Here is a 22,640-nt window from a genome sequence, read left to right as displayed (position 1 = left end):
GGCTTTCCCGGATAATCCAGAAGACGACGAAAATAACCTTCGGAAGGAGCGAACAATGCTGCTCGACAACCTCGCGCTGTTCCTGCACATCGTGGAGAAGGGCGGGCTGGCTGCGGCGGGCCGCGAAGTCGGCCTGTCGCCGGCCACGGTGTCCGAGCGGCTGACGGCGCTCGAGCGCCACTACGGCGCGGCGCTGCTCACGCGCACGACGCGCGCGATCAGCCTGACCGACGAGGGGCGCACGCTGGCGGAGGGTGCGCGACGCCTGCTGGCCGAGGCCGATGAACTCGAAAGCCGTGTGCGGCTGGGCGTGCAGACGCTGTCGGGGCCCGTGCGGCTGAGTGCGCCGGCCGATCTCGGGCGCGAGCGCGTCGTGCCGGTCCTCGACGCGTTCCTGGCCGAGCATCCGGGCGTGACGGTCGACCTGCATCTCGGCGACGGGTATGTCGACCTCGTCGGGCAGGGGCTCGATTTCGCGATCCGTCGCGGCACGCTGGCAGACAGTTCGTTGCGCAGCCGTTCGCTCGGCCGTGCGCGGCGTGTGGTGTGCGCGGCGCCCGCGTATCTCGCCGCACGTGGCACGCCGATGCACCCGGACGAACTTGCCGCGCACGACTGCATCGTGATGCGCTTCGGCCAGGAGCTGTATGCCGAATGGCCGTTCAGTATCGACGGCGCATTGAAGCGCGTGGTGGTGCGCGGCCGGCGCGTCGCCAACGACGGGGCGCTCGTGCGCGCGTGGTGCGTCGCGGGGCACGGCGTCGCGCTGAAATCGCTGGTCGACGTCGAACGGGAACTGGCGTCGGGCGCGCTCGTCGAGGTGCTCGGCGCGTTCTCGCCCGGCGACGTGGATCTGCAGATCGTCTATCCGGGGAGTGCGGCGCAGCCGCGGCGTGTGCGCGCGTTGATCGACAGGCTGGCGGAGGCGCTCGCGTAACAGCACGTTGCCCGCGCGGCCGGCGAGACGTTGCGACGGCGATCTCGCCGCGATCGCATCGAATGCGCGACGGTGCGTGCGGGCGCGCGGCATCGCAGGCTGAAACCGCTGTTCAAGCCCATTGCCCACATTTCGTCATTTAGCTAATATTCAAAACGTCAAACGAAGCCGAACCCCATGGACGACGTGATCCGCATCAGCGCCTTGGCCAACGAAAGCCGTCTCGCCGTGCTGCGCTGGCTCAAGCAGCCGCGCAAGCATTTCCCGCCGCAGCCGCACGGCGACTTCGACGAACTCGGCGTGTGCTGCACGTACATCACCGAGAAGCTCGGCATCGCGCCGGCCACGACGACGCGGCACATGCGCATCCTCGCGGACGCCGGGCTCGTGCAGGCGACCCGCGTCGGCAAGTTCACGTACTACAAGCGGATCGACGGCGCGCTGCAGCAGCTCGGCCGCGATCTCTCGCAACTCTGACCCTGACCGAGGCAACCGACATGGACGAACTCGCCCTGCTGGCCGACGCCGATCGGCGCGCGCACGCGTATCTGGCTGCAACGAACGAACGGCGCGCGTTTCCCGATGCGGCCGCGCTGGCCGGCCTCGCGGCGTTCGACGAAGCGCTGCCCGATACGGGACGCCCGGCCGACGACGTGCTGCGCCTGCTCGACGAGCACGGCACGCCCGCAACGGTCGCATCGAACGGCCCGAACTATTTCGGCTTCGTGATCGGCGCGACGCTGCCGGCCGCGGCGGCGGCCGAGCGGCTGATGCTCGCGTGGGACCAATGCGCGTCGTCGTACGCGAATTCGCCGGTGGCCGCAACGCTCGAGCGCCAGGCCGCGCGCTGGGTCGTCGAGGCGCTCGGATTGCCCGAAGGCAGCGCGGTCGGTTTCGGCACGAGCGCGACGGCCTGCACGCTCGTCGCGCTGGTGGCCGCGCGGCGCGCGCTGCTCGCGCGCAAGGGCTGGGAGATCGACGAGGACGGCCTGATCGGCGCGCCCGAGGTGAAAGTCGTGATCTCCGCGCTCGCGCACATCACGGTGAAGAAGGCGCTGCGCGTGCTCGGCTTCGGAATGAAGCGCATCGTCGTCGCGCCGGTCGATGCGCACGGCCGGATCGACCCGGCGCAGTTGCCGCCGCTCGACGACATGACGATCTTCTGCGTGCAGGCCGGCGAAGTGAACACCGGCGAATTCGATCCGTTCGCGGCATTGATTCCGCCCGCGAAGGCGGCCGGCGCGTGGGTGCACGTGGACGGTGCGTTCGGCCTGTGGGCGCGGGCGTCGTCGAAGCGCGCGCTGACGGACGGCGTCGACGGCGCGGACAGCTGGACGACCGACGGTCACAAATGGCTCAACACGCCGTACGACGGCGCGATGGTGATCTGCCGCGACGCGGCCGCGCTCGCCACCGCGATGAACAGCGACGCCGTATATCTGAGCGGCGCGCAGGATGCGCAGAAGAACCTGAACCTCGAATTCTCGCGACGCGCGCGCGGCATTCCCGTGTGGGCCGCGCTGCGTTCGCTCGGCCGTGCCGGCGTCGCGACGATGGTCGAGCGGCATTGCGCGCAGGCGGCGCGGGTCGCGGACGGCCTGCGGGCGGCCGGCTACGACGTGCTGAACCGCGTCGTGCTGAACCAGGTGCTCGTGCGCGCCGGCACCGACGAGGAAACGGCGGCGATCCTCGAAGCCGCGCAGGCGTCGGGCGACGTGTGGTTCGGCGCGACCGTGTGGCAGGGGCGGCCGGCGTTCCGGATCAGCGTGTCGTCGTGGCGCACCGAGGATGCGCACATCGATCGCCTCGTCGCATTGCTGACGAAGCTGCGCGGCGTGCACGTGGGGTGAGCGTCACGCGTCGTTTGCCGCCTGAATGGTTGCGCGTGCAACGTTCTGGCATTCGATGCAATGTAGCGCAGCCGGTGGGGTTCGCGGCACGTCTGCAAGCGTGAAAATATCGGACAATAGCCATTCCGCGCGGGCCGCGCCGGCACCGCGTCCAACCGAAGCATTCACGCTTGCGAGCTCCCCATGTCGACTCCCTGTCCCCGGGAATTGCTGAAGGCCGCCGATATCGCGAAGATGGAACCCACGCGCGCGGTGCATTCGCTCAATCCCAATGCCGTGCGTCTCAAGCGGCAACTCAGCGACCTGACCGGCCTGACGCAATTCGGCGTTCACCTGCTCACGCTGATGCCCGGTCACGAATCGGCCGAATATCACCGTCACCTGTACGAAGAAGAATTCGTGTACGTGCTGTCCGGCGCGGGCTCGGTGACGATCGGCGAGCGCACGAATGAAATCGGGCCCGGCGATTTCATCGGCTTTCCGCGCGGCGGCGAAGCGCATACGGTGCAGAACACCGGCGAGGCGCCGCTCGAATTGCTCGTCGGCGGGCAGCGGCTCGAACACGACGTGTGCGAATACCCGCGAATCGGCAAGCGGCTTTATATCGCGGGCGAGCTCGAGGAGTATGTCGAGCTGCCGAAACGGCCATGACGGTCGATTGCACGTCATTACCGGAGCAGGCCGTTCGGCCAATGAGGATGAATTCGCTTCCCCGCGGCCCCGTCGCGCTTATGATGCGGGAACGCCACTGACAGGGTCCCACGCCATGGACGCGCCGCTGCCGCCGATCTCTGCCCCGATTGCCGAAACCGACACCGAAACCGCTCCAGAAGCCGAAGCCGCCGGCGAGCCGCGCGCGTCGCGCGTGCACCGGCCGGTCGCGCTCGTCACCGGCTCGACGTCGGGGATCGGGGCGGCCGTCGCGCGTCGGCTGGCGGCCGACGGCTACGCGGTGATCCTGCATTCGCGCAGCTCGGCCGACGCCGGCCGCGCGATGGCGCGCGAACTCGGCGGCGCGTACGTGCAAGCCGATCTCGCCGACGATGCCGAACGCGTGCGGCTGATCCGCGACGCGCTCGCGGTGCACGGCCGGCTCGACGTGCTCGTGAACAATGCGGGCGTCAGCCGCGTGATTCCGCATGACGACCTCTCAGCGGCCACGCCCGACGTGTGGCGCGAGATGCATGAAATCAACGTGATCGCGCCGTTCCGGCTGGTCGCCGAAGCGGAAGCCGCGCTGCGCGAGTCGGCGTCGCGCGGGCGGGCCGGGTGCGTCGTGAACGTCAGCTCGCATGCGGGCATGCGGCCGAAGGGCGCGTCGATTCCGTATGCGGCCGCGAAGGCCGCACTCAATCACACGACGCGGCTGCTCGCGCGCACGCTGGCTCCCGCGATTCGCGTCAATGCGGTCGCGCCGGGGCTCGTCGATACGCCGCTGACCGCCGACTGGACGGAAGCGCAGCAGCTCTGGCGCGAACGCGCGCCGATGCGCCGCGCGGCGACGCCGGACGATATCGCGCAGACGGTCGCGATGCTCGTCGCGTCCGATTACGTGACGGGCGAGATCGTGATGCTCGACGGCGGCTTGAATCTGACGTGATGCACTGAGGCGGTGGACACGTATGGCGCGCGTGGCAGCCGGGTCATTCGAAGGCGCTTGCGATCAGCCGAGGTTCGACCGCAGCCGCGCGAGCGCCTGATCGTGCGTGCGCTCGAACTTGAGCGGCGTGACCGAGATATACCCTTCGCCGAGCGCAACCGTTTCAGAATCCGCATCGTCGTCGCGCGGTGCGCGCGCGAGCTTCAGCCAGTGATAGTCGATCTCGCGCGGATCGCGTCCCGACACGATCTCTACACCCTGCAGCGTGCCGGCGCCCTGGTTCGTCGCCTTCAGGCCACGCACGTCGTCGGCTGGCCGCGGCGGGAAATTCACGTTGAGGCACGCGTCGCTGTCCCAGCCGGCGGCGACGAGCCGGCGGATGACGTCCGGCGCATGCGCGAGCGCGGTGCCCCACGGCACCGCGTTGCGGTCGGTGAAGGCCTGGCTCAGCGCGACGGCCGGTACGCCGACCAGCATGCTCGTCATCGCCGCGCCGACCGTGCCGGAAAACACCGTTTCGGTGCCGAGGTTCGCGCCGCGATTCACGCCGGACAGTACGACGTCGGGCCGCGCGCCCTTCATCAGGTGGCTGACCGCGATCGCGACGCAATCGCCGGGCGTGCCGCGCACCGCGAAGCGCCGCTCGCCCTTGCGATGCACGCGCAGCGGTTCATGCAGGCTCAGCGAATGCGATGTGCCGCTCTGGTCCTCGGCTGGAGCCACGATCCACACTTCGCGCGCGAGTTGCGTGGCGACCTGTTCGAGTATGTCGAGGCCGGGAGCGTCGAATCCGTCGTCGTTGGTGAGCAGGACACGGTCGAACAGCGGGCGGGTTGCTTGCATCGGGGCGATCCTCGTGAAGGGCAATGGCAGCGGAGGTGCGGTGTGGCGCAATCCACAAGGCTAGCATTCCGGCGCGAGGATCGTCGTGTCGTGGAAGGTGCGTGCCGGTGCGGCAGTCCGGACCCGCTCAGCCGAGCAGGTAGCGCAGCAGGCCGGCCGACGCGACGCCGACGATGACCGTCGGCAGGATCGACAGGCGTGTCGCCGCGACGAGCGTGATCGCGAGCGCGAGCAGGTCGGCCGGGCGCGTCGACACGAACGCCGGCGCGATCACCGAGATCAGCACGCAGCCGGGCACGTTTTCCATCACCGACGCCATCCGCGGGCTCAGCGTGCGGTTGCGCAGCAGCACGTAGCCGAGAATGCGCGACAGGTAGGTGGTCGACGCCATCAGCACGATCGTCGCGACGGTGCCGAAATCCGGAAGCTCAGGCATCGCGAGGCTCCCACAGCAGCGCGGCGATCAGCCCCGCGCAGGCGCCGGCCGCGACATACCACGCACCGGGCAGCGCGAGATGGGTGGCCGCCGCGACGACGAGGCTCACGAACCACGGGCGGCTCGCACGCACGCCTTTCCACATCCCGCGCAGCAGCACCAGAAACACGGCCGTGAACGCCATGTCGAAGCCGTACTGTTCGACGTCGCCGATCGTCGGACCGACCGCCGCGCCGAGCGTCGTCATCGAGATCCACGTCAGGTAGAGTCCCACGCAGATGCCCGCGTAATAGGGCACGCTGATATGCGTGGCCGAGCGCTCGCGCGCGTCGGCGAGCGACATCGCCCAGCTCTCGTCGCACATGAAGAACAGCGCGACGAACGCGCGGCGGCGCGGCAGGCGGCGGAGGTAGGGCGCGAATGCGGCGCCCATCAGGATGTGGCGCGAATTCACGAGGAACGACATCGCGACGATCAGCGCGATGTGCGGCGGCGAGGTCCACAGATGGATCGCCGCGAATTCGGAGCCGCCGCCGAAGTTCAGGCCCGTCATCATCGGCACCTCGAACAGGCTCAGCCCTTTTTGCGCAGCCTGCGCGCCGAGCACCAGCGCGAACGGCACGAAACCCAGCATGACGGGCAGCGCCGCGCGCAAACCGCGACCCATCTCGGCGACATAGGCGGGCCTGTCGCGAAGCCCGGACGACGTTGAAACGCTACTGCTCATTACTCCTCCTTCGGGGGAGGAATTGTCTGCTTTTTTGACTCGAATCGGGTTGCGTTGTCGCCAGATTTTTCTCAGAATTTGGCATTGAACGTGTGATATGAGAATTTTTTGGAATCGGATGCCAAATGAAACTTGACGCTATCGACCGCCGAATCCTGAGCGCGCTGCAGCGCGACGGCCGCATGCAGAACGTGGAGCTCGCGCAGGAGGTCGGGCTGTCGCCGTCGCCGTGTCTGCGGCGCGTGCGGTTGCTCGAGGAAGCCGGCGTGATCGAGAAATACGTGGCCGTGCTGAACCCGGCGAAGGTCGGCAAGGGGCTGACGATCTTCACGCGCGTATGGCTGAAGGGGCAGGACGCGGAATCGGTGAACCGTTTCGCCGAGGCCGTCCAGCAGATGCCGGAAGTCGTCGAATGCCACCTGATGGCCGGCGACTGCGATTTCCTGCTGCGCGTCGTCGCGGCCGACATTGACGATTACCGGCGCTTCCAGATGGAATACCTGACGCGTATTCCCGGCGTGCTGAGCGTGAAGACCGACATTCCGATGCAGAAGGTCAAGCTCACGTCGGCGCTACCAACCTGAAGCGGGGCGGGGCGTGCGGCGATGCGTCGACGAGCGGTCATGGCACGGTGACAATCGCCCGATAAACTGACGGGGTGAGTCGCATCGCACGGATTGCCGGTGCGGTCGCACGCCGGTCGATGTGCAAGCAACTAACGGTCAATGCCGACGCGATCGGCCGAACGGCGCTGCATAGCGCGCCAGGTCGTGCGTCGCCGCGAATGCGTTTCTTCCTGTCGAGCCCTACATGCAGCCATTCAATACGCCGTGGAATTCGCTGGAAATCGTCAAGCTCGTGCTCGGCGTGCTGACGCCGTTGTCGGTCGCCTGTCTCGGCTGGCTCGTCGCGCGCCGGCTGAAGCGGCTCGAACTCGTGCAGTGGACCAATCAGCGGCTGATCGAAAAGCGGCTCGCGCTGTACGACACGGTCGCGCCGCAGCTCAATGCGCTGCTGTGCTTCTACACGTGGATCGGCTACTGGAAGGACATCTCGCCGGACGACGTGATCCGCGCGAAGCGCGACCTCGACCGCACGTTCCACATCTACCGCTACCTGTTCGACGACGACGTGTACGACGCGTATCACACGTTCATTCATGCGCTGTTCGAGATGCATACGGGGCCGGGCCGCGACGCGCGGATTCGCTCGCTGATCCAGGCGCCCGACGGCGACCGCAGCGTGCACGGCTCGTATGCCTGGAAGCCGGTGTGGTCCGAGCGTTTCGCGACCGCGAGCGTCGTGCCGAAGGACGACGTGCTGCGGCACTACACGCGATTGATGGAGCGGCTGCGCGTCGCGCTGGGGGCGACGCGCTGACGGCTTCGGCGATCGGGCGCCTCGCGCGCGTGCCGGTATCGAAATCCGGCATGGAAGCCGACCTTTTCGAGCGCGCGTGAGTCAGGCGAACGAGATCAGGAGCGTCTTGCCGCAAGCCGCCGCATACTTGCGCAGCGTATCGATGGACGGGGAATGCTGCCCGGTGGCGAGCGCGCGCTCGAGTCGAGTAATGGCGGGTGCTTTCGTGCCCATACGTTCCGCCACATCGGCTTGCGACAAGCCGGCCTCTCGCCGAGCAGCCAGCATCGCGTCGAGCAGCGCGAATTCCTCGCGATTCAATCGTCCGTATTCCGTGCGCACCGCGGGGTCCGCCAGTGCCCGCTCGCGGAGTTCCTTATAGGTTGTCATCTCGAACCTCCTTCAATCGACGACGCGCGATTTCCAGTTCCTTCAGCGGCGTCCATGGCGTCTTCTTCACGAAACAGTGGAGCATGACGATACGCCGCTCGACGATCGCGCGGTAAAACACTCCGGCAATACCTGCCGCGCCTTTCAAACGCATTTCGTACAGGCCGTTTCCCATCGATTGGGAGTGAGGTTCCCCGAGATTCGGGCCGTACCGTTCCATGCGGTCAGCGAGTGCAAAGTACCGGGCAAGCAGGGTCGTCGGCAACGATGCTACGCCCACCGCTACACGCTCATTGAAAAACCGGATCTCATAACCATGAGTCTGCATAGTAACAAATATGTTATGTCGATGCAAGAACGGTGACCGACCGCAGATGCGGACACAGGCGGTGGGTCAGACGTGAGGGGAGTTCGCGACCGTATTTCTTCGGTCGGAGAGATCGGTGACGATGTGCGGACCCGAGCGCGCTCGGGACATTCGGGCCCGGCAGACCGTGCGGTTCGGTGTCGGGGGGACCGCGTACTACGAAATTGCGACGGGGTTAGTCCCGCCCCGCCACCGCGAGCCGCGCCGCGAGACCCACGAATACCGACCCGAGCAGATACTGCGGCACCTTCGACGGCCGGCGGCGTGCGCCGATCCGCTGGCTCAGCCGGCTCGCGGACAGAATCACCGCGCCGTTCACGACGATGCCGATCAGGTTCAGCACCGTCGCGAGCACGAGAATCTGCACGGCGATCGAACCCTGTTCGGGCCGCACGAACTGCGGGAACAGCGCGAGCACGAACAACGCCATCTTCGGGTTCAGCAGGTTCGTCGTCAGCCCTTGGCGAAAGATCGTCGCGGTCGAGCGCTGACGTTGCGACGCGACGGGCGACAGCGCAGTCGCATCCGAACGGAATGTCTTCCACGCGAGATACAGCAGATACGCGGCGCCTGCGAAACGTACCGCGTCGTACGCGAGCGGCACCGCGACGAAGAGCTGCGACAGACCGAGCGCGGCCGCGAGCGCGTGACAGTAGGTGCCGGCCTGGATGCCCGCGAGCGTCGCGAAGCCGGCGCGCCGCCCCTGGCTCACGCTGCGGGACGCGATCAGCAACATGTCGGGGCCGGGTGTAACGGTCAGCGCGAGACACGCGCCGGAGAACAGCGCGAGCGTGGAAAAGTCGATCATGGCATTCCCTTTTGCTGGTGCGGCGTAAAAGGGAACCCAGTTTAGGAGGGCGTGCGAGGCCGGTCAATCGAGCGAACGGACGATGGCCGGACGGCACGGATCGCGTGGCGCGTGCATCGCGCATGCGCGGCCCGCACCCCCCTCACTGTTTGCGACAGGCCACCTGATAGTCGATCACGGTATTCGCGGATGGCCGGTCCGGCTCGCCGCCCACCGTCGTCACGCCGAGCACGCCGGCCGCGTTCCGGTAGCGCAGCGCGCAATACCCCATCCCGGTGCCCGAACACGCTTCGGCTTCGACGATGCCGTGCTTCGCGAGCGTCGCTGCGCCGTCCATCGCGTCCGGTTTCTCGCGCGGACGCAGCGGCTGCCAGCCATGCGCGATCAGTATCTTGCGTGCCGCGTCGAGCGGCTTGCCATACACGTTCGGCACGACCGCGTGGCCGTTGCAGTGTGTGCTTTCGGCGGCGACGCGGGTCAGCCGCAGTTCGCCGTTGTGTTCGTGCAGCTCGCCGACGGGCGGCGCCGGGCCGTCGCCGCCCCAGATCAGCAGCGCGCCGCTTTCCAGCCGATCGGCCGAGCCGAGCTGCCAGCTGGCCTTGCGTGCGGTGTAGCCGAGCGCGACGAGCGTCGTGTCGTCGAATACGCCGATATTGCCGTTGCGCGCGAAGCAGATCGCGCTCGTGCCGGCGCTGAATCCGCTCGCGAACGTGACGACCGTGTAGCGTCCGAGCGGTGCCTCGGACGTCACGATCCAGTTGCGCTGCGCGACCTCGCGGCCGGCCGCCGTGGTCGTTTTCGCGCGATATTGCGTGCAGAACGGATCGAGCGAACCGTTTTCAGGCGAGCGCGGCAGCGTGCCGAATGGCACGAGCGACGCCCCGGCGATATCGGAGCCCGTGCGCAGCGGCTCGGCCGATGCCGTGCCACCGAACGTGGCACTGGCCAACACCGCGATCGAAACGATCGAAGCAAGATGGCGGATGAGCGGTGACGCAATGGAAAGCAACACCCAGACTGTCCCCGGGGAAAGTGGAACGGGCGCGACAATCGCGCTTTTTCGCCCGTATGTCACGGTCGCGCGCACCGCCCGGCGGCACGCCCACGTGCCGCCGCCGACTCTCAGCCGTTCGCGACGACGTCGATGCGCAGCGCGTCGCCGCCCGCGACGATCGCCAGGAGACGATCGACGTTCGGGTGAGCGCCCGGACGATTGCGTGCGTCGGCCGTATGCTCGGCGAACACCGCGAGGCCGTGTTCGGCCGACTTCGCGTCGAGCGTGCCGAACGCCTGCTTCAGATAGTGGTACACCGCGAGCGAGCCCTGCTTGCCCGGCTGGTTCTCGATGGTCGCGACCACGTCGCCGTTCGCGCCGACGAGATCGATGCGCGCGATGCCGTCGATGGCCGGCAGTTGCGCGAGGTTGTCCTTGAATACTTGAGTCGGTTGAATCACTGAAAACACTCCGTCGGTTCGGTCATCGGCCAAGGTGCGTGGCCGGCCGTATCTTATCCGATCGGCTTGGTCGCGCCGCCGCCGCGGCACGCGTCGTACAGCGCGCCCGGCATCGCGACGCCGAATACCGCGTCGATCATCCGCGTCACGTTCGCCAGCGATGCCGCCGTGCCGACGCGTGCGGCGTCATGACCGCCCGGTACCGGTCAGCACACCCGCCTCGCGCGCGCGCTCGATGTCGGGGCTGCGATACGCGTGCTCGGGAATGTCGGCGAGCCGCGACGGATGCATCTGGCGCGGCGCCAGCCCGTAGAACTTCTGGAAGCTCATGATCAGCGGCGACCACTTGTCCGGATCGATGCGGTCCGGATGACCGTCCATCAGCAGGTCGGGGTGCGCGTGCACGCGCTGGATGCGCATCTCGAACACGCGAATGCGGCCGCGCAGGTCGGGCATGTCGTCGCCGATCCCGTATGTGGCCGCGACGACCGCCTCCATATGAACCGGGCATTCGAGCGCGCGCGGCGGCGCGACCGTTTGCGACGCGGCCTCGGTGAACCCGGCCGTGCCGAACTTGTCGGGTTCGAATACGTAGCCTTTCGCGCGCTTGCCGTCGGGCACCGGATACGTGCCGGTCGTGCGCGCGATCCGGTCGACCGCGTTCGCCTGCGCCGACGACGGCAGGTTCAGCACGCATTCGCCGGTGCGTAGCAGGTTGCGGGTGGTCTGCGAACTGGCGGCGATGCCGGTCACGCCGCGCCAGCCGAGCCAGAACGCGGACGAGATCGGCGCGAGATTGGCCGTGCCGTTTTCGTTCAGCGTGCTGACCAGCACGACGGGCGTGCCGAAGTAGAGGATGTTCGGTTCGGTGACGCAATGCGGCGCATTCATGGTCGAGTCCTTCGTTGACGGGATCGGTTCTCATGCTGAACCCGTCGCGGCGACGCGACGCTCCGAATCTTGTCGTGTCATTCCGAACGGTGCGCAAAAAGGCGCCGGCGCCGCGCCTGACCGAGCCGGCAATGCGTGGGCTTTTCCGCTACAGTAAGAAATCGAAGGCCGCGCCCGCTTTGCATCACGCGGGCGCGCGCAGTCACGTTCCGCCAACGCACACGAGGGCCTGATGGACACCGAGCAACGCTACACCGCCAACGCGCCGACCCGCGCGGAAGTCGACGCACTGGGCGGCGCAACCGTCATCGAATTCGGCGCGAACTGGTGCGGGATCTGCGCAGGCGCGCAGCCCGCGATCACGGCGTCGTTCTCCGCGCATCCTGCCGTGCGGCACCTGAAGATCGAGGACGGCCCCGGCCGTCCGCTCGGTCGCTCGTTCGGGGTGAAGCTGTGGCCGACGCTGGTATTCCTGCGCGATGGGGTCGAAGTCGCGCGCGTCGTGCGCCCCGCCGACGCGAAGCAGATCGAATCCGACGGCTTCGCCGCGCTGGCCTGAGGTCACGACGATGCAACAGGCCATCACGCACGTCGGCGTCGATACGCGCGGCAGCGGCCTCGTCGAAGTCACGCAGCAGGTGCGTGCGTTCGTCGACCAGCAGGCGATCCGCACCGGCCTGCTCACCGTGTTCTGCCGCCATACGTCGGCGTCGTTGCTGATCCAGGAGAACGCGGATCCGTCGGTGCAGCGCGATATCGGACGCTATTTCGCGACGCTCGCGCCCGAGGACGACACGCGCTACGAGCACGACACCGAAGGCGCCGACGACATGCCCGCGCATCTGCGCACCGCGCTCACGCAGGTGCAGTTGTCGATTCCGGTCGAGCACGGGCGCATGGTGCTCGGCACGTGGCAGGGAATCTATCTGTTCGAGCATCGTCGCGCGGCGCACCGGCGCGACATCGTGCTGCATCTGATCGGCGAGTAGGCAAAGCCGGCGAGCGGGCTAGCGGACGGAAACGCAAGCGGACGGAAACGCAAGCGGACGGAAACGCAAGCGGACGGAAACGCGTAACGCCGCGCCCGCGCGCGGCTCAGGCGAGCAGCTTCTCGACGAGCGCGCCGAGTTCGCGCAGGTGAACCGGCTTCGGCAGGAACGCGTCGAACGCCCGCTTGTTCTCGCGCAGCGCCGCCGATTCATACGCGCTGACGCCGAGAATCGCCGGATGCCGGCCGTCGTCGTCGGGCTCCGCCACCGCGCGAATGCGCCGCGCCACGTCGAATCCGCTCAGGTCCGGCAGTTCGAGATCGAGCACGACGAGGTCGTAGCGGCCCGTACCGAAGCGTGCGACGCCTTCCTGCCCGGTGCCGCACAGATCGGCCTCGACGCCGAGCGCCGACAGCATCGCGCCAAGCGTCTCGCGCGCGTTGTCGTTGTCGTCGACCACCAGCGCGCGCCGGTCGCGGTGCGGCAGCACGGGCGGCAGCGCGGGCACGTCGCCGGCCGCGGTGCCGGCCGTATCGACGCCGGGCACTTCGACCGGCAGCGTCACGACGAACTCGCTGCCTTCGCCGACCGCGCTGCGCACGTCCACATGCCCGCGCAGCGTCGTCACGATTTCGCGCACGACCGCGAGCCCCATGCCGATCCCGTCCACGTGCAGCCCGACCGCGTCGTTCGCGCGATAGAACGGCTCGAAGATCTTCGACAGATGCTGCTTCGCGATGCCGGCGCCGGTATCGCGCACGGCGATCTTCACCTGCTGGCCGGCCGGCGCATCGGCGAGCGTGATCGCCACCGTGATCGAGCCGCCGGCCGTGTACTTGACCGAGTTCTCGATCAGGTTCGACAGCACCTGTCGCAGCAGCTTGCGATCGGAGCGGATCGCGAGGCCGGGCGGCTCGACGCGCTGCGTGACCGTGATCCGTTTCGTCGCGATCCGCTCGCGCAGCGGTTCGAGCGCCTCGGCAAGCAGCGGCGCGATGCCGACGGTATCCAGTTCGGCGACGCGTTTCGTCGAGCGCAGCTTGATGTAGTCGGTGAGGTCCTTGACGAGCGCTTCCAGCGACAGCGCGGAATTCTGCAGCCGCCGGATCGTCTTCAGGTTCGCGTCGGACTGCGGGCGTGCGAGCAGGATCTCGATCGATCCGCAAATCGCCTGCAGCGGCGTACGCAGTTCGTGGCTGACCATCCCGAGGAACGCGTTCTTGGCCTCGATCATCTCGAACGCGCGGTCGGACGCCTTGCGTTCCGCATCGAGCGCCGCGTTCTGCCGTTCGAGCAGGTCGTCGCGCGTGCGCATCGTATAGAACAGCAGCAGGAACAGTGCGCACAGGATCACACCGAGCACGATGCCGAGGATCAGGATCGCGCGCTGCTTGTCCTTCAATTGATGGAACGTGAAATCGCGCTGCGCCATTTCGATCGCGCGGAAGTAGTTCGCGAGGCCGTTGACCTTCGGCCAGTACGCATTGACTTCGTCGATCACCTGCCGCGCCTGCTTCGGCGAATCGCGCAGCAGCGGCACCTCGCGCTTCAGGCGCGTCATGAATTCGCCGAGCGCGTCGATCTCGTTGCGCGCGCGCGGGATGCGCAGCCAGTATTGGGACACTTCGGACGGCCGCTGCATGAACCCGAACGACACCGACAGGCTGTCGAGCTGCATCTGCACGTGATCGAAATCGTCGTCCTCGCGCGTCGCGTAGAGAATCAGCTGCCGGTCGAAGCGCGTATAGACGTTCCGGTATTGCGCGGCGGTCCAGAACACGCCTTCACGCGGCCCCTCGAGCACGCCCTCGTTGACCGAGGTGGCGAGGAGATCCCACAGCAGGAACGCCCACGCGGCGAACCCCATGATCCACAGCGAGCCGAGGATCAGGATGATCTTTCTATTTTTCCATCGCCGCCGCGTCATGTTACTTCACGGTCAGACCGATGATCTGCCACGCGAACTTCGCTTCGCCGAGCGGCGTCTTCAGTTCGTCGGGATACTGGTCGCGCGGATACATGATCCACAGCGGGCCGTAGTTGTCGTTGCCGAGCACCTTGCCGTTCATCGTCCGCGCGAGGATCACGCCGTACCTGGCCGCATCGGACACGGGAATCGTGAACGTGTACTCGTCGATGCAGCGGAATTCGATCTGCGTGCCGTGCGCGCCGACCGTCTTCAGCACGTCGGACAGGCGCGGGCCCGTGAAGGCGGCCTTCGGCGTCCAGCTCGTCGACGTGACGATCGTATGTTGCGGCAGCGCCATCAGCGCCTGCTCGGAAAAGACGTAGGTCATCTTCCCCTGCTGGTTGCTCTTGCTGATCTTGCCGTCGACGGTGAACGTGAACGACGACGCGGCCCATGTCGCGGCAGCCATCCCGAGCAGGCAGGCCGTCAGCAGGCTTTTGGTCCAGATGGTTGAAACGCGCATGTCTTTTCCTCGGTCTGGTGATGCGTGTAGCGGGTTGTCGCGCCGGTCGCCGTTCCCGGCGCCCGGTTCTCAGTTCGTCGCCGTCGCCGCCGGCAGCGTGAGCTTCAGCTCGCGGGCGACTTCCGCGAACAGGATCGGCAGGCGCACCGGCTTTTCTTCGCAGCGCGCGTTGTAGTGCGACACGATGTGCGCGATCTCGTCCTCGCTCGCTTCGCCGGTCGAGATCTTGCCGGTCAGCAGGAAGATCGGCGCGCCGCTGTTCTCGCTCGAGCGGATGCCGCGCACGAGTTCGGCGGCCGTCTGGTCGCCGAGCATCCAGTCGAGGATGTAGCCGTCGAAATCCTCGACTTCCAGCGCCTTGCGGAAGCTCGCGCCGTCGAAGTACGGAATCGCGTTCACGCCTTTCTCGATGAAATATTCACAGACCGTTTCGGCGACGTCGTGCGAATCGTCGACCACGGCGATCCGAGCCGCATACACGTTCGGCTGCGCGGAGCGCAGCTCGATCACGTCGACCGGATACGTGCGGCCCTCGCGTGCGTGCTGGCGTTCGGTGACGATCCATTCGCCCTGCCACTGCAGCGCGACGAAGTCCGTTTCGATCTGGCTGGTGGCCTTCGTCGAGATTGCCGCGCGGCAGCGCAAGCGCTTCGATTCGATCACGAACGTCGCGTCGATCATCTCGGCCGCGGCCGGCTGCGTGCCCTTGTCGTCGAGCAGGATCGCGGGCGGCACGCCGAAGTGCGTCGCGATGTCCTGCAACTGCGACAGGTTCCACGGGATCAGGCCCTTCATCTTGCGCGTGACGACCGAGAAGCTCAGGCCGAGCACGTTCGCGATCGTCGTGTTGTGACTTCGCGGCGGAATGCCGTTCCGGTTCAGGAGATCGCGCACCTTGTTGGCGGTGATGAGATCGACGTTGGCCTGCTCGGTGGTGGACATCTCGATGGGGTCTCCAGGGGTTTTGGTGAGGAAGAGCATATCAAAGCTGACGCGTCACGCAAACTTTAAACACGCGAAGGGCCTTGACATGCCATTTTTCTCCATTATTATTGCTCACCACGTCACTATTGTTTGTCGCGTCATGTTTGGAGCGCGATGCCGGCACAGTCGGGGCAGCGAAAAGCGGCGGCAATGAAACAGTGACGGAACGATTCGAAGAGAGCCTGAGAGAGCCTAGGGATGCGTGTCGGCGTTGGCGGATGGAATTGTATCCGCTGCGCCGCGCGCAAACCGGGTACGAGCTCGCGGGGTGGAATAGCTCGAAGCATTGCGGCGCCGATAAAACTTGAGGAAAGTACCCATGTATCGCCGTTTACTCGCACCGGGGCTGCTGTTGCTGCTGGGTGCGTGCGCGCAGGATCCGTCGGTTACCGCCGGCACGGTACGGATCTGCGACGACACAGGTTGTTCTTATCGCCCTAAAGATCAGGTCTCCTATCAAAAAAGGGACGATGCGGAAGACCGGGACGATCCACGCATCGCCGCGCTCAAGCAAACCGCGAAGACCCAGCCGAAGGCCGCCTACGACCTCGGCCTGCGCTATTTCCGCGGCGACGGCGTGCGCCAGGACAGCTACCAGGCGCTCAAGTGGATGCGCGAGGCCGCCGAACGCGGCGACCTGAACGCGCAGAAGGCGCTCGGCAGTTTCTACCTGTTCGGTCTCGAGGAAATGGGCTCGGATGCGCGCGAAGCGGAGAAGTGGCTGTCGATCGCGGCCGGCCGCGGCGACAAGGAATCGAAGAAGCTGCTCGACCTTGCACGCAAGGCCAAGAAGGAAGACGAAGAAGACTGGAAATGGCGCACGCAATGGCGTGACGTCTATTACGGCTACTGGTACTCGGGCTATCCGTACTACGGCGTCTGGCAGCAGACGTACTGGTACTACTGACCGGGTATCGAGCAACGGGGCGGCAGCGGGGAGACCACCATCGCGCGCCACGCCGGGGGGCTTATCGAAGTTCGCACGAACACATAAGCCGAACAACGACGCTAATCGATCGATAACGACATGAAGACCAACCTTTCCCAACGTCTCACTCAAGGCGCGCTGGTTGCAGCGCTTGGCGCGTCCGTCGCGGGTTGCGGCGGCGTGGTGACGCCCGGCGGGCAGAACGCCGGCGTGACAGGCGCGGCGGCCGGCGGCGCGAGCGCCGGCGCCGATTCGCAACTGCAGCGCTGCCCGTCGCCGCTCGGCACGATCGCGGTCGACGACGGCCGCAACGCCGACTGGTGGGGCCAGTTCGGCAGCGCGACCAAGGTGACGAGCATCGATCCGCTGCTGCGGCTGGCGGTGCAGCAGTCGAACTGCTTCGTGATCACGTCGATCGGCAACCAGAAGAGCGACGCGCGCCTGTCGCGCATCACGCAGTTGCAGCGCAACTCGGGCGAATACCGCGCGGGCTCGAAGCAGCAGAAGGGCCAGCGCGTCGCGGCCGACTACTACATGGAACCGCAGATCGTGATCAACGATTCGCCGATCGGCGGGATCGGCAGCATGATCGGCGGGCTGATCGGCAACAGCGCGGTGGCGGCGGTGGCGGGCCACCTGCAGACGAAGGCGTCGGTGGTGACGCTGACGCTGTTCGACGTGCGCTCGGCGGTGCAGATCGCGGCGTCGGAAGGCAGCTCGACGGCGACCAACTACGGCGCGGCGCTGGGCGGCTTCGGCGGCGGGGTGGGCGGCGCGCTGGCGGGCTTCTCGTCGACGCCGGAAGGCAAGGCGACGGTCGTCGCGTTCATCGACGCGTACAACAAGATGGTCGTCGCGCTGCGCAGCTACAAGGCGCAGGACGTCAAGGGCGGGCTGGGCCGCGGTGGGCAACTGCAGGTCAATTGACGTCGCCGGGCCGGCGGGGGCCGCCGGCCGACTCCTGATTTCTGATTCTTGATTCTTGATGGTCGGTGCGCGCGGCGTGATTCGCGCGTACGGGCTTCGTTCGTCCCGTTCGTTTGGAAGGTGATCCCGATGAAAGCCGTTGCACTGATCGCATTGACCTGCCTCGCGCTGACCGCTTGCGGCGGCGACGACAATTCCTCGCCGGCTTCGTCAGGCGGATCGGGCACGAGCAACAACGGCGGCAGCGGCGGGACAGGCGGCACGGGTTCGGGCGGAACGGGTTCCGGCGGCAGCGGCGGTTCGGGTGGTTCCGGCGGCAGCACACTGACGTGGCGCTACGAGGCGCAGCCTGTTGCGGCCGACCAGGCGAGCTTCCTGACGCTGGTCAACAGCGAAGGCGCGAAGGGCTACCGCTATCTGGGCGACTACTTCTACAGCGCGGCCAACGGTGGCACGCAGTCGATCTTCGTGAACGACGGCACCGCTCAGACGTATACGTACCAGTTGCAAACGGCGTCGTCCGACATGACGTCCTTCGTCAACGCGGCAAACGCGCAAGGGGCGAGCGGCTACCGGTACGAAGGACCGCTCACGTACGGCGATCTCTATCGCAAGGACGGCGGCTCGTCGGCCACGTACACGTACACGACGACCGGCCTGCCGGCCGATGCGAATGCGTTCCTCACGCAGGCGAACGGCCAGGGCCAGTCGGGCTACTGGTTCGTCGGCCCGCTGATGGTCGGGGCCGCGCAGGCGAACGTATACATGAAGAACAACGCGTCGAACGCGACCTATACGTACGACGCGCTGGCGCCGACGTCGACCGTGAACGACTTCATCGCGCAGGCCAACAGCGAAGGCGCGAAGGGTTATCGTGCGAAGGGCGCGATGGCGTTCGGCACGGCGATCTCGTGGATCTACGTGAAGGACCAGACGCAATCGCCGACCTTCACGTACCAGTCGGCCGCGATCCAGTCGACCGGCGCGAGCTTCGTCCAGCAGTCGAACACGTTCGGTGCGCAGGGCTCGGCCTACCTGAGCGACCTCGCGCTCGGTTCGCCCGTGCCGGCGATGGCGTCGTTCTATTTCACGCCGAAGAACTGCACGGGCTTCCTGTGCACGACGCTGAATCCGCTCACGCAGAACTGAGCGGAAACGTCCGGCGCGGCAGCGTCGCGCGGGGCAGTCATTCGCGAATGACCTGCGCGCGTCCCATCGAGTGCCTCAGGTGCGACCCGCGATGCGTGTCCGCATCTTTTGCCGCCGGCTTGCCGGCGGCATTTCGTTTACGCGTACACCGCGCGTTGCCGTTCCCCTGCGTGACGCAGCGGCCCGGATCAGACGAAATGTCGCATCAAAGACTCGGTCAAGTTCAAAAAAATTATTCAAATTATTCAGACGAGTACTAAAAAGGACTGCATCGACTGATTTCCCCCGAGTCGTTTGGCATGATCGGGACAATTCCATCCCTTTCATTCCATCGTGACGTCCGTTCGGGCCGAGCATCCGCTCGACCGCGGAACCCGACGCGTCGTCGCGCCAGGCTATGCCGTACAGCACGCTTCAGTCCATTCGCCGCTATCAGAGCATTTCGATGTTCGGCGGCGCCATTGTCGTGACGATCCTGATCCTCGTCGCCTGCGGGCTCGGGATCGTTTCGATCGTCTACGGCTACCTGGACGGCGAGCGGCGCAATTTTCTGAACGGCGTCGAGGAAACCGTCGACGAGATTCAGGTGAGCGAGACGTCGTTCCGCAACGGCGTCGCGAATACGCAGCTGATATGGCGCGAGCTGGACCCCGCACCGGCCGACGTCGTGGACGGATTCTTCGCCAACGGCGAGCAGCTCGCGATCAAGCCGTATCCGTCGCTGGTGGTCGGTGTACCGGGCCAGACGGCGCAGCGCGACGAGGTGGCGCGCTATCTCGCGCTGTCGTTCATGCTGTCGCGCATCTGCGCGGCGAGTTCGCTCAATCGCGGGCGCACGTTGGAGGGGTACCACTACAGCACCCGCACGGGACTGTTCGGTCTCGTGCCGCATCTGTCGCGCGACAATCCGGCGCTGGCTACCGCCGATGCGCGCGCGCACGTGCTCGACGCATTGCGCATCGACTTCACACACACGCCCGAACTCGGTGCGGACGGTCGGCCGCACGTGCACTGGCTGCCGCCGTACGTCAACCCGGTGACTGGGCAGGCCCGCATCCGGATCGCCGCGGAGGCGCGTGCCGACGGCCGGCCGTTCGCGGTGCTCGTGACCGAGTATGCGCCCGAGTATCTGCTGTCGTGGCTGCAGGATCGTCATGCGACCGGCGTGTTCTTCATCACGGCCGCCGACAACCGGCTCATCACGGTCGATCCCGCCGTCGAGCGCACGCAGGCGCTCGATGCGCGTCTGCTCGAGCTGGACGTCGCGCACGGGCTCGCGGCGCCGGCCGAGGCGATGTTCCGCGACGGCACGATCGTGTTCCGCGGTCCGCTCGGCGCGACCGGCTGGACGATCGCCTATATGCTGTCGTGGGCCGACGTCGCGGCCGCGATCGGCGTGCAGGCCGGTGCGCTCGTCGCGGCATCGCTGCTGGCGATCGCGGTGATGTGGCTGTTGCTCATGCGTTTCTACCGGCGCGTGCTCGTGCCCGTCTACGCGCGCTCGGCCCGCGTGTTCGACAGCGAGGATCTGTGCCGCAGCGTGATCGGGATGGCGCCGGTCGGCATCGGGCTCGTGTCGCTGTCCGATCGCCGCGTGATCCTGGCGAGCGACGTGCTGGCGCAGATGCTCGTGCCGTACGGTGGCAATCCGCAGGCGCTGACCGCGCAGGTCCTCGCGCAATACGAGGTGTTCGTCGCGGACGGCGGGGCGGGCAGGACGATGATGACCGAACTCGTGCTCGACGCGCACGGCGCCTCGCCGCTGCATCTGGAGGTCATTGCGCACGGCGCCCGTTACCAGGGCGAGGACGTGATGATCGCGGCCTTCGCCGATACGTCCGCCCAGCGCCGGCTCGTGCATCAGCTCGAGGAAGCCGTGCGCGCGGCCGATTCGGCGAATGCAGCCAAGTCGTCGTTTCTCGCCGCGACGAGCCATGAGATCCGCACACCGCTGAATGTGATCCTCGGCAACCTCGAGCTGCTCGAGCGCACGGCGCTCGATGCCTCGCAGCAGAGTCGCGTACAGACGCTGCGCGCATCGGCCGAGGGCCTGCTCGCGATCGTCAGCGATATCCTCGATTTCTCGAAGATCGAGGCCGGTGCGATGTCGGTCGAGTCGATCGAGTTCGACGTGATCGCCGTGATGGAGCGCCAACTGGCCGCGTTCGCGTCCGTGACGAAGGCGAAAGGGTTACCGCTGTTTGCCGATATCGATGCGAGCGACGCGCAGCGCATGCGCGGCGATCCGACGCGGCTCGCACAGGTGGTCGGCAACCTGTTGAGCAACGCGATCAAGTTCACGAGCGAAGGGCGCGTCGTCGCGCGCGTGGCGGTGGGACGCAACGCGCGCGGCGCGCCCGAGCTCGCGATCGGCATCGAGGATACGGGCATCGGGATCGATCCCGCGCAGCAGGCGAGGCTGTTCAAGCCGTTTTCGCAGGTCGACGCGTCGATCACGCGGCGCTACGGCGGCACGGGGCTCGGGCTCGCGCTGTGCGATCGGCTGGTCGCGGCGATGGGCGGGACGATTTCGGTCGACAGCGCACCGCGCGTCGGCAGCCTGTTTACCGTTCGCCTGCCGTTGCGCATGGCCATTGCGCCGAAATGTCCGGTCGGCGCGGGCGCCGGGCAGACGCTGATCGTCGTGTCGCCGGAGGATGCGTGGCGCACGTTCGCGTTTCCCCATCTGCGCGCATGGGGTTTCGATGTCGCGATGCATCCGAGTCCGATCGGAATGGCCGCCGGGTGCCTCGCGCGTGCTCACGCGATCGTGCTCTTCGGCGATTCCGATCGATGGCGGCGCGACGAGCTCGACAGCCTCGGAGGGGGTACGCCGATCGTGCTGGCCACCCCAGACGGCCCGCTGCAGCCGGACGTTGCGGGCCGCACGATTCGCGTGTCGAGCTATTCGCTGAGCGGGCTGCGCACGGCGATCGGGCAGGCGCGGGTCGCGACGGCGGAATCGCGGCGCGGGACGCGTGGCGCTGCGGATGCCGGCCGGCGGGCGGTGCCGGCGGTGCCGGCATCCGATGCGCGCGGGCTGAGGGTGCTGGTTGCCGACGATACGTCGGTCAACGGCTCGATCTTCCGCGAACAGCTCGACGTGCTTGGCCATACGGTCCGCTGCGTGTCGTCCGGCGCGGCGGCGCTCGATACGCTGGCGAACGGTGCATGGGAGGTGCTGCTGCTCGGCGCCGACCTGCCCGACATGCCGGCCCGTGAACTGGCGGAGGTCGTCCATGCGCGCGCGCTGCCGTGCGACATGATCGCCGTGGTATCGCACCTGGGGCCGGACGACGCAAGGCGTTATGCGGTATCGAACGTCGAATGCGTGTTGACCAAGCCCGTGACGCTGGCGGACCTGCGCCGCAGTCTGGCGCGCATCGCGCGGCGGCGCGGGACGGGCGCGCCCGCCGAAGCGGCAGACAGGCGACGGGCATCGGATGCGATGGCCGCAACGGTGGATTGGCCGGGACGATAAGAAAACGACACGCGAAGGCAGCGCAGACCGCCGGCGTCAAACAGGGAAGGCAGACACGCGGCATCGTGCCGGTGCCGCGTGATTTCG

The 22,640-nt window shown here is 67.0% G+C and carries 25 protein-coding genes; 13 read left to right on the top strand and 12 right to left on the bottom strand.

Going from position 1 to position 22,640, the window contains the following annotated elements:
* Positions 1-55: 55 nt before the first annotated feature.
* From KR541_RS19245 to KR541_RS19225, 5 genes are all read left to right on the top strand, one after another.
* Positions 56-937: a LysR family transcriptional regulator gene (locus KR541_RS19245; protein WP_216089734.1), complete on the top strand. Its 882-nt coding sequence runs from the start codon at positions 56-58 to the stop codon at positions 935-937.
* A 177-nt stretch (positions 938-1,114) separates the two neighbouring features.
* Positions 1,115-1,414, top strand: a complete 300-nt coding sequence (locus KR541_RS19240; protein WP_050017894.1) for an ArsR/SmtB family transcription factor — start codon at positions 1,115-1,117, stop codon at positions 1,412-1,414.
* 20 nt (positions 1,415-1,434) lie between these two features.
* Complete coding sequence (locus KR541_RS19235) at positions 1,435-2,787, top strand: pyridoxal phosphate-dependent decarboxylase family protein (protein ID WP_050017893.1); 1,353 nt, start codon at positions 1,435-1,437, stop codon at positions 2,785-2,787.
* A gap of 183 nt (positions 2,788-2,970) precedes the next feature.
* A complete protein-coding gene (locus tag KR541_RS19230) occupies positions 2,971-3,438 on the top strand; it encodes a cupin domain-containing protein (RefSeq protein ID WP_124594904.1) in 468 nt (155 codons plus the stop codon).
* A gap of 115 nt (positions 3,439-3,553) precedes the next feature.
* Positions 3,554-4,387, top strand: a complete 834-nt coding sequence (locus KR541_RS19225; protein WP_089489997.1) for an SDR family NAD(P)-dependent oxidoreductase — start codon at positions 3,554-3,556, stop codon at positions 4,385-4,387.
* Positions 4,388-4,450: 63 nt separating this feature from the next.
* Here the strand turns inward: KR541_RS19225 and surE are convergent, their stop codons facing one another.
* From surE to KR541_RS19210, 3 genes are all read right to left on the bottom strand, one after another.
* The gene (surE, locus tag KR541_RS19220; RefSeq protein ID WP_089489998.1) at positions 4,451-5,230 is read right to left on the bottom strand and encodes a 5'/3'-nucleotidase SurE; all 780 of its coding nucleotides are present in this window, start codon (positions 5,228-5,230) and stop codon (positions 4,451-4,453) included.
* A 127-nt stretch (positions 5,231-5,357) separates the two neighbouring features.
* Positions 5,358-5,666, bottom strand: coding sequence for an AzlD family protein (locus KR541_RS19215; protein ID WP_050017889.1), 309 nt, complete (start codon positions 5,664-5,666; stop codon positions 5,358-5,360).
* Positions 5,659-6,393 (bottom strand): AzlC family ABC transporter permease, encoded by a 735-nt coding sequence (locus KR541_RS19210; RefSeq protein ID WP_050017888.1) that lies wholly within the window; start codon positions 6,391-6,393, stop codon positions 5,659-5,661. Before KR541_RS19210 ends, KR541_RS19215 begins: the two co-directional genes overlap by 8 nt.
* Positions 6,394-6,518: 125 nt before the next feature.
* Between KR541_RS19210 and KR541_RS19205 the strand changes: the two genes are divergently transcribed.
* A complete protein-coding gene (locus tag KR541_RS19205; RefSeq protein ID WP_039322714.1) occupies positions 6,519-6,977 on the top strand; it encodes an Lrp/AsnC family transcriptional regulator in 459 nt (152 codons plus the stop codon).
* 226 nt (positions 6,978-7,203) lie between these two features.
* A complete protein-coding gene (locus KR541_RS19200) occupies positions 7,204-7,773 on the top strand; it encodes a hypothetical protein (protein WP_050017887.1) in 570 nt (189 codons plus the stop codon).
* 81 nt (positions 7,774-7,854) lie between these two features.
* Here the strand turns inward: KR541_RS19200 and KR541_RS19195 are convergent, their stop codons facing one another.
* From KR541_RS19195 to KR541_RS19170, 6 genes are all read right to left on the bottom strand, one after another.
* The gene (locus KR541_RS19195) at positions 7,855-8,142 is read right to left on the bottom strand and encodes a helix-turn-helix domain-containing protein (protein ID WP_050017886.1); all 288 of its coding nucleotides are present in this window, start codon (positions 8,140-8,142) and stop codon (positions 7,855-7,857) included.
* Complete coding sequence (locus KR541_RS19190; protein ID WP_235356316.1) at positions 8,129-8,407, bottom strand: type II toxin-antitoxin system RelE/ParE family toxin; 279 nt, start codon at positions 8,405-8,407, stop codon at positions 8,129-8,131. Before KR541_RS19190 ends, KR541_RS19195 begins: the two co-directional genes overlap by 14 nt.
* 277 nt (positions 8,408-8,684) lie before the next feature.
* A complete protein-coding gene (locus KR541_RS19185) occupies positions 8,685-9,317 on the bottom strand; it encodes a LysE family translocator (RefSeq protein ID WP_050017885.1) in 633 nt (210 codons plus the stop codon).
* A gap of 142 nt (positions 9,318-9,459) precedes the next feature.
* On the bottom strand, positions 9,460-10,329 hold the full coding sequence (locus KR541_RS19180; protein ID WP_050017884.1) for a PASTA domain-containing protein: 870 nt from the start codon (positions 10,327-10,329) through the stop codon (positions 9,460-9,462).
* Positions 10,330-10,439: 110 nt separating this feature from the next.
* Complete coding sequence (locus tag KR541_RS19175; protein ID WP_050017883.1) at positions 10,440-10,772, bottom strand: DUF2322 family protein; 333 nt, start codon at positions 10,770-10,772, stop codon at positions 10,440-10,442.
* A 186-nt stretch (positions 10,773-10,958) separates the two neighbouring features.
* On the bottom strand, positions 10,959-11,663 hold the full coding sequence (locus tag KR541_RS19170; RefSeq protein ID WP_050017882.1) for a flavin reductase family protein: 705 nt from the start codon (positions 11,661-11,663) through the stop codon (positions 10,959-10,961).
* Positions 11,664-11,895: 232 nt separating this feature from the next.
* Between KR541_RS19170 and KR541_RS19165 the strand changes: the two genes are divergently transcribed.
* Both KR541_RS19165 and KR541_RS19160 read left to right on the top strand, forming a co-directional pair.
* Complete coding sequence (locus KR541_RS19165; protein WP_050017881.1) at positions 11,896-12,222, top strand: thioredoxin family protein; 327 nt, start codon at positions 11,896-11,898, stop codon at positions 12,220-12,222.
* 10 nt (positions 12,223-12,232) lie between these two features.
* Positions 12,233-12,652: a secondary thiamine-phosphate synthase enzyme YjbQ gene (locus KR541_RS19160; protein WP_050017880.1), complete on the top strand. Its 420-nt coding sequence runs from the start codon at positions 12,233-12,235 to the stop codon at positions 12,650-12,652.
* Between the two features lie 106 nt (positions 12,653-12,758).
* On the opposite strand, the gene atsR is transcribed toward KR541_RS19160, so the two are convergent.
* From atsR to KR541_RS19145, 3 genes are all read right to left on the bottom strand, one after another.
* Positions 12,759-14,579 carry a hybrid sensor histidine kinase/response regulator AtsR gene (gene atsR, locus KR541_RS19155; protein WP_050017879.1) on the bottom strand — a complete coding sequence of 607 codons (1,821 nt, stop codon included), beginning with the start codon at positions 14,577-14,579 and terminating at the stop codon, positions 12,759-12,761.
* 1 nt (position 14,580) lies between these two features.
* The gene (locus KR541_RS19150; protein WP_050017878.1) at positions 14,581-15,084 is read right to left on the bottom strand and encodes a putative pterin-binding protein; all 504 of its coding nucleotides are present in this window, start codon (positions 15,082-15,084) and stop codon (positions 14,581-14,583) included.
* Positions 15,085-15,153: 69 nt separating this feature from the next.
* Positions 15,154-16,026, bottom strand: coding sequence for a response regulator (locus KR541_RS19145; RefSeq protein ID WP_050017877.1), 873 nt, complete (start codon positions 16,024-16,026; stop codon positions 15,154-15,156).
* A gap of 361 nt (positions 16,027-16,387) precedes the next feature.
* On the opposite strand from KR541_RS19145, the gene KR541_RS19140 reads away from it, so the two are divergent.
* The 4 genes from KR541_RS19140 to KR541_RS19125 all read left to right on the top strand — a co-directional run bounded on the left by KR541_RS19140 (position 16,388) and on the right by KR541_RS19125 (position 22,553).
* Positions 16,388-16,975 carry a tetratricopeptide repeat protein gene (locus KR541_RS19140; protein WP_216089733.1) on the top strand — a complete coding sequence of 196 codons (588 nt, stop codon included), beginning with the start codon at positions 16,388-16,390 and terminating at the stop codon, positions 16,973-16,975.
* A gap of 120 nt (positions 16,976-17,095) precedes the next feature.
* On the top strand, positions 17,096-17,923 hold the full coding sequence (locus KR541_RS19135; protein WP_050016075.1) for a hypothetical protein: 828 nt from the start codon (positions 17,096-17,098) through the stop codon (positions 17,921-17,923).
* Positions 17,924-18,052: 129 nt separating this feature from the next.
* The gene (locus tag KR541_RS19130) at positions 18,053-19,072 is read left to right on the top strand and encodes a hypothetical protein (protein ID WP_050018242.1); all 1,020 of its coding nucleotides are present in this window, start codon (positions 18,053-18,055) and stop codon (positions 19,070-19,072) included.
* 397 nt (positions 19,073-19,469) lie between these two features.
* Complete coding sequence (locus KR541_RS19125) at positions 19,470-22,553, top strand: ATP-binding protein (protein WP_050018238.1); 3,084 nt, start codon at positions 19,470-19,472, stop codon at positions 22,551-22,553.
* The last annotated feature ends 87 nt before the right edge of the window (positions 22,554-22,640 follow it).

The sequence above is a fragment of the Burkholderia sola genome (assembly GCF_905400185.1).
Taxonomy (GTDB): Bacteria; Pseudomonadota; Gammaproteobacteria; order Burkholderiales; family Burkholderiaceae; genus Burkholderia; species Burkholderia sola.
This window is presented reverse-complemented; position numbering and strand designations above follow the sequence as displayed.